Here is a 13,394-nt window from a genome sequence, read left to right on the forward strand (position 1 = left end):
CGCTTACCTTGGTTCGAGTGAGTGCCCACGACCTACCGATCGACCTCCGACGAGCCCTCGTCGCCGCGGCGCGTACGCCGCGACTGCTGGTGGCGACCGACTACGACGGCACCCTCGCGCCGATCGTCGCCGACCCCGGCCAGGCGTATCCCCGGGCGGACGCCGTCCGTGCGCTGCGTGGACTCGCCGCCCTCCCTTCGACTTCGGCCGCGGTCATCTCCGGCCGCTCCCTGAAGGATCTCGCCGCGCTGTCGCGGCTTCCCATCGAGGTGAAGCTGGTCGGCAGCCACGGGTCCGAGTTCGACATCGGGTTCATCAACGAGATCGACCCCGCCGCGAAACAATTGCTGACCGTGCTCGTCGACGGGCTCGCGTCGGTCGCCGGGCGGTTCGACGGGGTTCACATCGAGGTCAAGCCCGCGAGTGTCGCCATGCACGTACGCCGGGCGTCCGCGGAGGACGCCGAGCGGGCCCTCGACATCGTGCGTGGCGACCTGGCCTTGCGGCCGGGTGTCCAGGCGACCGAAGGCAAGTCGGTGATCGAGTTGTCGGTGGTGCCCACGGACAAGGGCGCGGCGCTCGACATCATCCGGCACCAGGATGCGGCGACCGCGGCGGTCTTCTTCGGCGACGACGTCACCGACGAGAAGGCGTTCGAATCGCTGCACGGCCCCGACGTAGGCGTCAAGGTCGGCGACGGCGACACCGCCGCGGAGTACCGGGTGAGCTCCACCGAGGACGTCAACTCGGCTCTCGCGCTTCTCCTCGAGGAGCGGCGGACGTGGCTGTCCGGTGCGAGCGCTTCTCCCATCGAACGGCTCACCATGCTGGCGAGCCCACGATCCAAGGCACTCGTCACCCCCGACGGCACCATCACGTGGATGTGCCATCCGGAACCGGATTCGGCGGCGTTGTTCGCGCACCTGCTCGGCGGGGAAGCCGCCGGCCACTTCACCATCGGCCCGACTCGCGAATCGCTGCCGCTGAGCCAGCGCTATGTGGATTCGACGATGACGGTCGTCACCCGCTGGGCCGCGCTCGCGGTGGTCGATTACCTGCCTCACGACGTCGACCCCGGCCGGACCGACCTCACCCGCGTGATCACCGGACGGGCGACGGCACTGGTGACCTTCGCCCCCCGTCCCGAGTTCGGACAGGGACAGGTGACCCTGGAGGTCACCGACGACGGAATCCGAGTGATGGGCTTCAACGAGCCCTACGTGCTGCGCTCCCCCGGCGTGCGGTGGGACATCAGCACCGACGGCGCGCACCAGTCCGCGCACGCTGTGGTGGACCCCTCCCAGGGGGACGTTGTACTCGAATTGCGTTGCGGTACCGATGATCTGAGCGAACATCCGGTTCCTGAGAAGGAGCGCCGCGCCGAGGCGGAATCGTACTGGAGCACGTGGGCGAACAGCCTCGAACTACCTCCGCTCAAGCCGGACCTGATGAAGCGCTCGGCTCTGACCCTGCGCGGGCTCGTGCACGCACCGACCGGTTCGATCCTCGCGGCGGCGACCACGTCCCTGCCCGAGGAGATCGGCGGCGTCCGCAACTGGGACTACCGCTACTGCTGGTTGCGGGACGCGGCCATGACCGCGCAGGCACTCGTGCGAGTCGGGTCGCTCGAAGAGGCCGAGAACTACCTCGATTGGGTGCACGGGGTGCTCGAGACGCTGCCCGGCCCCGAGCGACTGCATCCGCTCTACACCCTGGCAGGTGGCGCGCTGCCCCCGGAAGCGGTCCTCGACAGCTTGCCCGGCTATGCGGGTTCACGCCCGGTGCGCGTCGGCAACGCGGCCAACCAGCAGGTCCAGCTCGACGTCTTCGGTCCGATCGTCGACCTGATCTCCGAGCTCGCCCATCGCCGCGAGGAACGCGGCGTCGACCACGCGGAGGCATTGACCGATCGCGACTGGGAACTGGTCTGCGCCATGGTTCTCGCGGTCGAGCGGCGCTGGTTCGAGCCCGACCACGGCATCTGGGAGATCCGCGACAACCCGCGGCACCACGTGTATTCGAAGGTCATGGGCTGGCTCACGGTCGACCGCGCCCTCACCCTCGCGGAGAAGTTCGGCCGGCCCGCCGGTGAAGGCTGGGCGGAGCTGCGCCGCGAGATCTCCGAGGAGGTCACGGAGAAGGGCTGGAACGAAGACGTCCAGTCGTACACCGCGGCATACGACGGCACCGATCTCGATGCGGCGACGTTGTTCATCGGCCTGACAGGGCTGGTGGACCCGGACGACAAGCGTTTCCACGCGACCGTCCAGGCGACCGAGGCAGAGTTGCGCAGCGGCTCGACGGTGTACCGGTACCGGCACGACGACGGGCTTCCCGGTACCGAAGGTGGCTTCCACCTCTGTGCCGCATGGCTCGTCGGCGCGTATCTCCTCGTCGGGCAGCGCAACGACGCCGAGGCGCTGTTCACCCAGCTGGTCGCGGCAGCGGGACCGACCGGTCTGCTCAGTGAGGAATACGATCCCGTGGCCGAACGCTCACTGGGCAACCATCCGCAGGCCTACAGCCACATCGGCCTGCTTCGGTGTGCCCAGTTACTCTCGGCGCCGCCGCGCTGACGGAGACTCCTCCGCACTGACAGAGGCCCTTGGCGCTGACGGGTTATTCCGCGTACCACTCGCGCTCGACCGCGCCCGAGGTCTTTCCGAACCAGAGTTGGGTGTCGAGCGTCTCGAGGGCGGGCACTCCGGAGTGCGCCGGGGCCGCGAGCAGCAGTTCGCCGGCCCGGCGTCCCTTGTCCTTCTGCGGCTGACGCACCGTGGTGAGTCCTTCGCGCAGCGCTTCGTCGATTCCGTCGAAGCCTGTGATCGACAGGTGGCCCGGCACGTCCAGTCCCGTCCGATCGGCCCATGCCAGGGCACCGAGGGCGAGGACGTCGGTCGTGCACATCAGGGCGGTGATGCGGGGGTTGACGCTCATGATCTGCGCCGCGCCCGACAATCCGTTCTCCGAGGTGTGCGTGTAGCGCTCGACGACGGTGAGGGTGTCCGGGTCCAGCCCGCCCGCCTTCATCGCGTCCTGCACTCCGAGGATGCGCTCGCGCTGGACGTGGAATCCGCTGCTGCCGAGCCGGGACACATCGACGACGCCGTCGTGGCGTTCGCGCCCGAGCCGCATCGACACGATGCCGATGTGCCGGTGGCCGAGCCCGATGAGGTGTGCCGCCATATCCCGCATCGCCCCGCGGTCGTCGATGCCCACCACCGGGGTGTGATCGAGACCGCGCGGCTGGTCGCACGCAACGATGGGCAGATTCCGCTCGAGCACCGCGGCAAGATACGGATCTTCGGGCGGTACGGAGTAGACGACGAACCCGTCCACCGACGATCGGTGCACGACCTGGGCGGCTTCGGTGTCGGCGCGGCCCGGACCGGCAGGGATGAGGAGCAGGCCCTGTCCTGCTGCTTCGCACGCCTCGGAAAGACCGGACAGGAATCGCATCGCCGCGGGATCCCGGAACGAGTAGCTCAGCGCCTCGGTCAGCAGCACGCCCACGGCGCCGGCCTTGCGGGTGCGCAGGGACCGTGCCATCGGGTCGGGCCCGGCGTAGCCGCGGCGCTTGGCCACGTCGAGCACGCGCTGGCGCAGTTCGGCGGACAACTGGTCGGGGCGGTTGTACGCGTTCGAGACGGTGGTGCGGGAGATCTTCAGCTCGGCTGCGATCGAGGCCAGTGTCGCCTGTCGGCGGGGCTGACTGGACCTGGGCATGAGGGGACCGTATCCCTATGGGCGTCGTCACACTCCCTGTGGGTGTGGTCACGCGCACGCGGGGACGGGCTGATCCGCCTCCGCGATCCGCTAAAGTGGAACGGTAACGATTACCAATAACGATTGGGCGAGTCCGTCGTGGCCGTTCGTCGACCTTTCGATCCAGGAGAAAACACCGTGCGTTCGTCCTCCCGTGCCGCGCTGGCGGCCGCTGCCGTGGCCGCTGCGACCACACTGGCCGCGTGCGGTACCTCGACCACCGGACCCGACGACGGCACGCTGCGCGTCGTCGCCTCCACGAATGTGTGGGGATCGGTCGCCCAGGCCGTCGCCGGTGATCGCATCGAGGTCGAATCCCTCGTCACCGAACCGTCCGCCGACCCGCATTCCTACGAGGCGAGCCCGCTCGACGCGGCAGCGATCAGTGACGCCTCGCTCGTCGTCTACAACGGCGGCGGATACGACCAGTTCGTCGAGGACATCCTCGAGTCCGGCGGCGGCAACCCCGCCACCGTCGAGGCGTTCGCGCTGTTCGAGTCCGGCGCAGGTGCCGATCTGCATTCGGATCACGGCGATGAGCACGCCCACGAACCCACCGACGACCACGCCGCCGAAGACACCGGCGCCCACGCCGCCGAACACACCGACCATTCGCACGACGGCCACGACCACAGCGGTGTCAACGAACACGTCTGGTACGACCTCGCGACCGCCGACGCCGTCGCGCACGCCGTCGCCGATCGCCTCTCCGAACTCGATCCGGAGGGTGCCGACACCTACCAGGCCAACGCCGCCGCATTCCACGACGATCTCCACGGCGTCTCCGACCTCGTCGAGTCGATCGCGGCCGATCACGCCGACGCCCCTGTCGCACAGACGGAATCCATCGCCACCTACCTGGTGACCGGGGCCGGACTCCGCGACGCGGTACCCGCCGACTTCGCGAATGCGATCGAGAACGGCACCGACCCGTCGCCCGCCGCCATTGCCGCCACCCGGCAACTTCTCCTCGACAAGCAGGTGCGCGCACTGCTCTACAACCCCCAGACCGAGGACAAGGTGAGCCGCGAGATGCGCACCGTTGCAGAGGCGTCGGGTATCCCCGTCGTCGAAGTTTCGGAAACCCTGCCAGAAGGTCTGGACTACATTCAGTGGCAGAGCCGAACCGCCGAGGCGCTTGCTTCCGCACTCGACACCGAATCCTGACCACCCGCTCGAGAACACGGACTCTGGTGAATTCTTCGACACCCGACCGCCCGCACGCGGTCGAACTTCGCAGCGCGCGGCTGGCATTCGGCGACCGTGTGCTCTGGGACGATCTCGACCTCACCGTCGAACCGGGTGAGTTCATCGCTGTTCTCGGGCCGAACGGTGCAGGCAAAACCTCCCTGCTGAAAGTTCTGCTCGGTCAGTTGCCGCTCAGCTCCGGCACCGCAACCATCGCGGGGTCGCCGGTGCGGACCGGCAATTCGCACCTCGGCTACGTACCGCAACAGAAAACGCTCGACGACGGCATCCCTCTGCGCGGGCGGGACCTCGTGGGCCTCGGCGTCGACGGCCATCGATGGGGTACCGGAATCCGCTTCTGGAAACAGAGGAAGGTCGCGGTCGACGCAGCGCTCGAGCAGGTCGGGGCGCAGGCCTACGCGGGGGCTCCCGTCGGCACTCTCTCCGGCGGCGAGCAGCAACGCTTGCGGATCGCACAGGCGCTGGTCGGCGACCCGCACGTCTTGCTGTGCGACGAACCGCTGCTCAGCCTCGATCTCGCCAACCAGCATCTCGTCTCGTCGCTCATCGACCGGCGACGGCGCGATCACGACACCGCCGTCCTTTTCGTCACCCACGAGATCAATCCGATCCTGCCGCTCGTCGATCGCGTGCTCTACCTCGTCGACGGTCAGTTCCGTATCGGCACGCCGTCCGAAGTCATGACCTCGAAGGTGCTCTCCGAGCTGTACCGCACCGACGTGGAGGTCCTCGAAATGCGCGGCCGCCTGGTCGTCGTCGGGACCGGGGACGCCATCGACGCACTCGGTAGTGCCGGCGGTCTGCGTCCGGGCGAAGGCGTTCATCATCACGACCACAAGGACGACCTATGAGCAGCAAGTTCACCGACGCCATGGGACGGCTGTTCGATTTCCGCACCACCGCCGAACTCCTCCAGTACGACTTCGTTCAGCAGGCTCTCGTCGCCGGCGCGATTCTCGGTCTGCTGGCCGGGATCATCGGCCCGTTGATCATCAGCCGGCAGATGGCGTTCTCGGTTCACGGCACCTCCGAGTTGTCTCTGACCGGTGCGGCCGCTGCCCTGCTGCTCGGGGTCTCGGTCGGAGTCGGTGCGGTTGTGGGCGCAGTGGTCGCCGCCGTTCTGTTCGGAATTCTGGGAACGCGTGCACGCGAGCGGGATTCGGTGATCGGCGTGGTCATGGCGTTCGGCCTCGGACTCGCGGTATTGCTGCTGTGGGCCTACGACGGCCGCACCGGAGCGGCGTTTTCGCTGCTCACCGGTCAGATCGTCGCACCCGGAGGAACCGGCATCACGCTGCTCGCGAGTTGCGCGGTCGCCGTCATCGGCACGATGGTCTTCATCTACCGTCCGCTGTTGTTCGCGAGCACCGACCCGGAAGTGGCTGCCGCGCGGGGCGTGCCGGTACGCGCCCTCTCGATCGTCTTCGCGATACTCGTCGGCATCACCGCCGCCCTCGGTGTGCAGATCGTCGGCGCGCTGCTCGTGATGGCGCTGCTGATCACGCCCGCCGCGGCGGCGTCCCGGGTGGCGAGCGGACCACTGGCCGCGACCGTCCTGGCGGTGATCTTCGCCGAGATCGCCGCTGTCGGCGGGATCCTGCTCGCGCTCGCGCCGGGAGTGCCCGTGTCCAGCTTCATCACGGCCATCGCCTTCGTCATCTATTTGGTGTGCCGGGTGATCGGGTCGTCTCGGCGACGTCGGGGTCTCGGTCGCACCGTGAGCAGCCCGGCGCACTGACCCCGCCGAGTGGGCGCTCGGGCGCCGCGCGCGGTGGTGGACAATCGCCCGATGCGGTCCCGTAACAAGATCCTGCGCTCCACCGTCGAACTGATCGGGAAGGTCGGCTTCGAAGGTGTCACCATCGCCGGTGCGGCACACGCTGCCGGGGTGTCCCGTCAGACGGTGTACTCGATTTTCGGGTCGCGGGAAGAACTTGTCTCCCAGGCGATCGCCGGTGTCGCGGTGGAAGCACTCGCGGGAATCCACACCCGTCTCGAACGCGTCGCGGCGCCGTGCGATTACGTCGTCGAGCTCATCGTCGCGAGCCGCCGCGTCGTGCGCGACGACCCGGTCCTGGCCATGCTGTTGCGTTCGGAACACGAGAACCCGGTCTTCGACTCCGGAATGATCGCGCGGGCGAAACCCATCGCCCGAAGCCTGCTCGCGCCGCTCTCCACTCGGCACCCCGAGATCGAACCGCACGTCGAGGACATCATCGAGATCGTGCTGTTCCTCGGGCTGTCGGTTGTGCTGTTCGACGACGAGACGGTGCATTCCGACGACGAGCTCAGGCGGTTCCTGACCCGGTGGCTCGGGCCCGCGATGTCTGCTGCCGAAGTCTGAGACGGGATTCCGATCTTGACACTTCCACCCCTGAGTGTCTAACTGTTGCGGCACCTCCGGCACCGACCGTGCCGCGAGGACGACATTGCCGACCGGGGGGTTCCGCATTGCCGCACATCACACGCCGCACGTTTCTCGCTGGAGCAGCCGCCGCCGGGCTCACCGTCGCGGGCATCTCCACCGCGACGGCATCACCGGGTATCGGAGCCCGGGTGAACAAGGTCCCGCTGACGCGGGAAGAACACCGCGTGATCGTCGTCGGGTCCGGATTCGGCGGTGGCGTGACCGCATTGCGCTTGGCGGAGGCGGGCGTTCCCGTCACCGTGCTCGAACGAGGAATACGTTGGCCCACCGGGCCCGACGCGAATACCTTTCCCCGAATCGATGCGCCCGACAAGCGGATCCTGTGGCACCGATCGAACCCTGAACTGTTCGGGCGCAAACTCGCGTTCGAGCCGTACACCGGTCTCGTCGAGGCGGTGGCCGGCGAGAACATGACCGCGCTGTGCGCCGCGGGAGTCGGTGGCGGCTCGCTGCTCTACCAGGGAATGTCGTTGCAGCCGAGCCGGTCCGTGTTCGAGGCGAACCTTCCGAACGAACTGGATTGGGACGCCATGGATCGAGTGCACTACCCACGGGTGGCACGGATGCTCCGGCTGGCTGTCGCACCCGACGAACTGGTCGCAACCCCCCATTACCGAACGTCGAGAATCTTCGCCGAACGTGTGACACGGGCGGGTCTTCCGCTCGACAAGATCCCGATGCCGATCGATTGGGACTACGCGCTCGCCGAACTCCGCGGTGAGATGCGACCGTCCTACACCGACGGTTCCGGCGCCCTCGGCGTCAACAACGGTGGTAAGCATTCGGTGGATGTCACCTATCTCGCGGCTGCCGAGAACACCGGCCTGGTGACGGTCGAAGCCCTGCACCAGGTCACCGACGTCGAACGCGCGGCGGACGGGCGATGGATCGTCTACGTCGACCGGATCGACACCACCGGCGACGTCGTCGAGAACAAGATCCTCGTCACCGACGCGCTCGTACTGTCCGCGGGCAGTCTCAACACGACCAGGCTTCTCGTCCGAGCCGCAGCGCAAGGCCGGATCACCGACCTGCCCGACGACCTCGGCGGCGGCTGGGGTTCCAACGCCGACCGCATCTACCTCTGGACCAGCATCGAGGACAGCTTCGGTGCCGTGCAGGGCGGCCCGGTGGTGTACGGCAGCAAGAACTGGCACGACCCGCACGCGGCCTTCACCATCATCCAGGCGTCGATCCCGTCGGTCTACTCGGTCGATACGCGCAGCACCGTGATGGTCGGTTTCGGGGTCAGCCAGGGTCGCGGACGATTCGTCTACGATTCCGGCCTCGACGACGCGGTCCTGAAATGGCCGCGAGACGGCGACGCCGCGATCCAGAACGGGCACATCGATCCGGTCGCCCGGATGATCGCAGGACCGCGCGACGTTCTGATGGACACGAACACCGTGGTCCCGTCCACCTGGCATCCCCTCGGCGGAGCGTGCATGGGCACGGTCTGCGACCTCGACGGGCGGGTCCTCGGGCAACGTGGCCTGTATGTGCTCGACGGGGCGCTCATGCCCGGCAACACCGCCGCATGCAATCCGTCGATGACGATCGCGGCGGTGGTCGAGCGCGCGCTCGACCATATCGTCGCGCGGGACGTCGGCGTCGTGTTCTGACGGCGCGCTTCCCGTCACCGACGGGATCGCGCAGTGCCCCCGGCCCTAGACTTGGCTCGTGCCTCGCATCGACCTCAACAGCGACCTCGGCGAAAGCTACGGTCAGTGGCGACTGGGCGACGACGAGACCATGCTCGGTCTCGTCTCCAGCGCCAACATCGCCTGCGGATTCCACGCGGGCGACCCCTCGACGTTGCTGGACACCTGCCGGGCCGCCGCGAAACGCGACGTGCGGATCGGAGCGCAGGTGGGTTACCAAGACCTCGCCGGCTTCGGCCGAAGGTTCATCGACGTGACACCCGCCGAACTCACCGCCGAAGTGATCTATCAGATCGGCGCGCTGGAGGGCCTCGCCCGGGTCGCAGGTTCTACCGTCGCTTACGTCAAACCGCACGGTGCGCTGTACAACGCGGTGGTACACCATCGTGACCAAGCCCGCGCTGTGGTCGCCGCGGTCCGTGCGTACGACGATTCGCTGCCCGTTCTCGGCCTGCCCGGCTCGGTGCTGCTCGACGAGGCCGAGCGCGCCGGGCTGCAGGTGGTCGCCGAGGCGTTCGCCGACCGCGCCTATACACCCGAGGGCGCACTCGTCTCGCGGCGTGAACCCGGTGCGGTACTGCACGATCCGGACACCGTCGCCCGGAGGGTTCTGCGCATGGTGACCGAAGGCGTGGTCACGGCGCACGACGGCAGCGAGGTGTCCGTCGCCGCCCAGTCGGTGTGCATCCACGGCGACTCTCCCGCCGCCACCGCGATGGCAGTCGCGGTGCGGGCGCTGCTCGACGCCGAGAACATCGGCATCGAAGCTTTCGTGTGAGACCCGACGGATGAGAATCCTGCCCAACGGAGACGCCGCGTTCCTCGCCGAATTCGCTTCTCTCGACGAGGTGCTCGCCTGTCTCCCGGCACTCGACGCGAGCCGCCCACCCGGCGTCGTCGATCTCGTTGCCGGTGCCCGAACCGTGCTGGTGCGATTCGAACCCGAAGTGGTACAAGCCGATACCGTACGGCGATGGATCGGTGAGACCGCACCGGACGGCAGGGACACTGTCGTGTCCGACGAGGTCGTGATCGATGTGCGATACGACGGCCCCGATCTCGACGAGGTCGGTGAGCGGACGGGGCTGGGCGCCGAAGGCGTCGTTGCGGCTCACACCGGGCGAACCTGGTCCGTCGCGTTCGGCGGGTTCGCCCCTGGATTCGCTTATCTCACCGGAGGTGACGATCGGCTGCGCGTACCCCGGCGGGACTCGCCGCGCACCGCGGTACCTGCGGGGGCGGTGGGTCTGGCGGGTGAGTTCTCCGGAATCTATCCCCGGCAGTCACCGGGGGGCTGGCAACTGATCGGGACGACCGATGCCGAACTGTGGCAGCCGGAGCGGACTCCTCCCGCCTTGCTGCGGCCCGGTCTGCGCGTCCGGTTCCGCGCCGTCTGACGACATCCGCCAAAATGGGAATCGTGGCCTGGTTCGAAGTTGTCTCCCCCGGCGTTCTCACGACCGTGCAGGATCGCGGTCGCCACGGGCACGGCGGGTCGGGTCTCACCGCGTCGGGAGCCGCGGACCGGACTGCCCACGACGCCGCGAACAGGCTCGTCGGCAACCATCCGGGGGCGGCCACGCTCGAGGTGACGGCCGGGGGTCTCGTCCTGCGCAGTGCGGGCTCGACGATCGTCGCGGTGACGGGCGCTCGCACCGAGGTCACCGTCAACACCCGTCCCCGCGGCGACTGGGCGCGAATCCATCTGCAGGACAACGATCTTCTGTCGATCGCGGCTCCATCGAACGGGCTGCGGTCGTATCTTGCGGTGCGCGGCGGCATCGAGGCTCCGGAAGTGCTCGGCAGCCGCTCCACCGACACCTTGTCTGGCACCGGACCCGCGCCGGTACGGACGGGCGACCGGCTGCAGGTGGGTGGGCTCACGGGCACCCTGCCGACGGAGGACCAGTTCCCGCCGCCCGCGCCGATCGGTGATCCGGTCGAACTGCGGGTGGCTCCGGGGCCACGCGACGACTGGTTCACCACCGCGTCGGTACAGGCGTTGCTGCGCGAATCCTGGACTGTGACACCGCATATCGACCGGGTGGGCATCAGGTTGCGCGGCGAAGAACCCCTCCACCGGTCGCGCCGGGAAGAACTACCGAGTGAGGGAATGGTGCCCGGGGCCCTGCAGGTGCCCCCGGAGGGCCACCCGGTCCTGTTCCTGGCCGATCATCCGGTCACAGGGGGATATCCGGTGATCGCGGTGGTCGTACGCGCCGATCTTCCGCTTGCAGCGCAGTTACGACCGGGCTACCGGGTGAGGTTTCGCCCCACGAGGTAGCCCGGTCGCACAGACTTCAGGTCAGGCGGCGTCGGTCGCCAGAGGCGAAAGCTTGCCGTCGATCATCTCCAGGACACGATCGCAGTGGACGAGCACGTCGTGGTCGTGGGTGACCATGATCGTGGCGACCCCTGCGCGATGGGTTTCGTCCGCCAGCAGTTGCACGACCTCATGGCTGCGCGCACGGTCCAGTGCCGCGGTGGGCTCGTCCACGAGCAGCACGGCCGGGTCGGTGACCAGGGCGCGAGCGATCCCGACGCGCTGGCGTTCGCCACCCGACAACTGGCCCGGGCGCTTGCCGGCACGATGTGCCATCCCGACCGACTCGAGGAGTTCGTTCGGGTCGCGGCCCGGACGTCCCGTGATCGTCGACATCAACCGCAACTGGTCGAGAGCGGTGAGCGACGGCAGGAGATTCGACGACTGGAACACGAAACCGATCTGATTGCGACGGATTTCGGCGAGCTGACGCTGCGGCGTGGCAGTCAGATCGATATCCCGCAGGACGACCGAACCGCTGGTGGGCTGGGTCAGCCCTCCGGCGACGGCCAGCAGGCTGGACTTGCCCGCGCCGGACGGACCGACGATCGCGACCAGTTCGCCCGGGGCGACCTCGAGGTTCACGTCGTCGAGCGCGGTGACGGTGCTGTCGCCGTCGCCGAACTGCAGGCCGACGTTCTTCAGGCTCAGGCCCGTGGTTGTGGTGGTGGCGCTCATCGATTCTCTCCCAGCGCTGTCAAGGGGTTGATACGGGTGATGCGCACGATCGCGATCCCGGCACCTACGAGGCCGAGCACGATCAGCATGAGGGCGCCCTGGATGATCGGACCCGACTGGAGTGAGAACGGCATGCCGGTGCCTTCGAGCCCGGAGCCGAGTCCCAGACCGATCAGGACACCGACGGCGACAGATCCGGCGAGGATGACGGCCGCCTGGAGGATGCTGTCGCGCATCAGGTATCCGGTGGACGCACCCATCGCGCGGAGTACTGCGAGTTCACGCATGCGCTGGACGGTCCAGATGCTGAAGAACGCGCCGACGACCAGCGCCGAAATCGCGTAGAGGAACACGATGATCATGGACATGGTCATCGTCTCCGCGCTGTAACCGGGCGAGGAGTCGAACGACTCTTCGACGGTCTTGGTCGCGGTCCCTGCGGCGGCATCGCCGGCCGCCAGATCGGGTGCTCCATCCGTTCCCCGGATGGCGACGACGCTCGCCTGCTCGTACTCGCGAGAATCCGTCATGTCACCTGCGGGCGTACCGGCATTGATCTCCTGCCAGGTCGTCAGCGGCACGTACGCGACGTCCACGTGACCGAAGGTGCGCTTGTCTCCCGTGAAGCCGACGACCGAGAGTTCGATTCCGAGGCGATCGACGGTGACGGTGTCACCGACCGCGACGCCTTCGTCCCGAGCGGTCGAACTGAGGATGATGTCGCGCGTTCCGCTCAGCTGCGTGCCTTCGGCTGCTTCCGGCTCGAGGAACGAGCCCGGCGTGATGCCGAACAGTGTCAGGTCGATCGCCGTTCCGTTCCCGGTGTGAGCATTGACGATGGCGTTGCCCATCAACTCCGCGTTCGCGACGTCCGGCCGGGCAGCCCATGCCTCGGCCTGTTCGGACGTGACGACCGACCGGGAGAACGCGGAATCGGTCTTGGTGCCCTCCTCGAACGCGAAGGCGTCGACCGGGGTCCGCTGGAGACCCGAGACGCCGTCGTCGACGAGACCTGAGGACAGGCCGGAGAGGATCACCATGAGCACCGAGATCAGTGCGATGACCGATCCCATCAGCAATACACGGGTACGCGCGAACACAAGTTCGCGCACTGCGAGAAACATAGACGAGCTCCTGGGAGTCGGATCGATCGGGCGTCAGCGACTGGGGCAGCCTCGGCGGGACGGTATGCAGGGCCGATTTCAACAGAACGAACGGGACTCTGCCAGTAAGGTTCACCTACGACTGGGCGTAGTTTTCTACGACAACCCCACCCGGAAACCACGCTTGAACTGCAGTTATCCTTCCCTGATCCGATCGGATTCGCGCC

The 13,394-nt window shown here is 67.7% G+C and carries 12 protein-coding genes; 9 read left to right on the plus strand and 3 right to left on the minus strand.

Annotated elements, in window-relative coordinates; genetic code table 11:
- Nucleotides 1-17: 17 nt before the first annotated feature.
- A complete protein-coding gene (otsB, locus tag RDCOP1_RS16215) occupies nt 18-2,576 on the plus strand; it encodes a trehalose-phosphatase (protein ID WP_072702490.1) in 2,559 nt (852 codons plus the stop codon).
- Nucleotides 2,577-2,619: 43 nt separating this feature from the next.
- On the opposite strand, the gene RDCOP1_RS16220 is transcribed toward otsB, so the two are convergent.
- The gene (locus tag RDCOP1_RS16220; RefSeq protein ID WP_072702492.1) at nt 2,620-3,726 is read right to left on the minus strand and encodes a LacI family DNA-binding transcriptional regulator; all 1,107 of its coding nucleotides are present in this window, start codon (nt 3,724-3,726) and stop codon (nt 2,620-2,622) included.
- A gap of 177 nt (nt 3,727-3,903) precedes the next feature.
- Here RDCOP1_RS16220 and RDCOP1_RS16225 point away from each other — a divergent pair, with 177 nt between their 5' ends.
- From RDCOP1_RS16225 to RDCOP1_RS16260, 8 genes are all read left to right on the plus strand, one after another.
- Nucleotides 3,904-4,932 carry a metal ABC transporter solute-binding protein, Zn/Mn family gene (locus RDCOP1_RS16225; RefSeq protein WP_072702495.1) on the plus strand — a complete coding sequence of 343 codons (1,029 nt, stop codon included), beginning with the start codon at nt 3,904-3,906 and terminating at the stop codon, nt 4,930-4,932.
- Nucleotides 4,933-4,958: 26 nt separating this feature from the next.
- Entirely contained in the window at nt 4,959-5,825 is an 867-nt protein-coding gene (locus tag RDCOP1_RS16230; protein WP_072702498.1) for a metal ABC transporter ATP-binding protein, read from the plus strand.
- A complete protein-coding gene (locus RDCOP1_RS16235; RefSeq protein WP_072702501.1) occupies nt 5,822-6,712 on the plus strand; it encodes a metal ABC transporter permease in 891 nt (296 codons plus the stop codon). The genes RDCOP1_RS16230 and RDCOP1_RS16235 overlap by 4 nt, the downstream gene beginning before the upstream one ends.
- A 51-nt stretch (nt 6,713-6,763) precedes the next feature.
- Nucleotides 6,764-7,318 (plus strand): TetR/AcrR family transcriptional regulator, encoded by a 555-nt coding sequence (locus tag RDCOP1_RS16240; protein ID WP_072702504.1) that lies wholly within the window; start codon nt 6,764-6,766, stop codon nt 7,316-7,318.
- Between the two features lie 107 nt (nt 7,319-7,425).
- Complete coding sequence (locus tag RDCOP1_RS16245; protein ID WP_072702507.1) at nt 7,426-9,024, plus strand: GMC oxidoreductase; 1,599 nt, start codon at nt 7,426-7,428, stop codon at nt 9,022-9,024.
- 58 nt (nt 9,025-9,082) lie between these two features.
- Nucleotides 9,083-9,841, plus strand: a complete 759-nt coding sequence (locus tag RDCOP1_RS16250) for a LamB/YcsF family protein (RefSeq protein ID WP_072702510.1) — start codon at nt 9,083-9,085, stop codon at nt 9,839-9,841.
- A 10-nt stretch (nt 9,842-9,851) separates the two neighbouring features.
- The gene (locus RDCOP1_RS16255) at nt 9,852-10,460 is read left to right on the plus strand and encodes a 5-oxoprolinase subunit B family protein (protein ID WP_072702513.1); all 609 of its coding nucleotides are present in this window, start codon (nt 9,852-9,854) and stop codon (nt 10,458-10,460) included.
- A 14-nt stretch (nt 10,461-10,474) separates the two neighbouring features.
- A complete protein-coding gene (locus RDCOP1_RS16260; RefSeq protein ID WP_072702516.1) occupies nt 10,475-11,347 on the plus strand; it encodes a 5-oxoprolinase subunit C family protein in 873 nt (290 codons plus the stop codon).
- A 21-nt stretch (nt 11,348-11,368) separates the two neighbouring features.
- Here RDCOP1_RS16260 and RDCOP1_RS16265 read toward each other — a convergent pair whose 3' ends face one another.
- Both RDCOP1_RS16265 and RDCOP1_RS16270 read right to left on the minus strand, forming a co-directional pair.
- Complete coding sequence (locus RDCOP1_RS16265; protein WP_072702518.1) at nt 11,369-12,064, minus strand: ABC transporter ATP-binding protein; 696 nt, start codon at nt 12,062-12,064, stop codon at nt 11,369-11,371.
- Entirely contained in the window at nt 12,061-13,188 is a 1,128-nt protein-coding gene (locus RDCOP1_RS16270; protein WP_072702521.1) for an ABC transporter permease, read from the minus strand. Before RDCOP1_RS16270 ends, RDCOP1_RS16265 begins: the two co-directional genes overlap by 4 nt.
- Nucleotides 13,189-13,394 lie beyond the last annotated feature (206 nt).

This window comes from Rhodococcus coprophilus NBRC 100603, assembly GCF_001895045.1.
In the GTDB taxonomy this organism is placed as follows: domain Bacteria; phylum Actinomycetota; class Actinomycetes; order Mycobacteriales; family Mycobacteriaceae; genus Rhodococcus; species Rhodococcus coprophilus.

Excerpts from the sequence above, each read along its gene's own strand:
- RDCOP1_RS16220 (WP_072702492.1), bottom strand. The coding sequence starts at position 3,726 with ATGCCCAGGTCCAGTCAGCCCCGCCGACAGGCGACACTGGCCTCGATC.
- RDCOP1_RS16235 (WP_072702501.1), top strand. The coding sequence starts at position 5,822 with ATGAGCAGCAAGTTCACCGACGCCATGGGACGGCTGTTCGATTTCCGC.
- RDCOP1_RS16240 (WP_072702504.1), top strand. The coding sequence starts at position 6,764 with ATGCGGTCCCGTAACAAGATCCTGCGCTCCACCGTCGAACTGATCGGG.
- RDCOP1_RS16255 (WP_072702513.1), top strand. The coding sequence starts at position 9,852 with ATGAGAATCCTGCCCAACGGAGACGCCGCGTTCCTCGCCGAATTCGCT.
- RDCOP1_RS16260 (WP_072702516.1), top strand. The coding sequence starts at position 10,475 with ATGGGAATCGTGGCCTGGTTCGAAGTTGTCTCCCCCGGCGTTCTCACG.
- RDCOP1_RS16265 (WP_072702518.1), bottom strand. The coding sequence starts at position 12,064 with ATGAGCGCCACCACCACAACCACGGGCCTGAGCCTGAAGAACGTCGGC.
- RDCOP1_RS16270 (WP_072702521.1), bottom strand. The coding sequence starts at position 13,188 with ATGTTTCTCGCAGTGCGCGAACTTGTGTTCGCGCGTACCCGTGTATTG.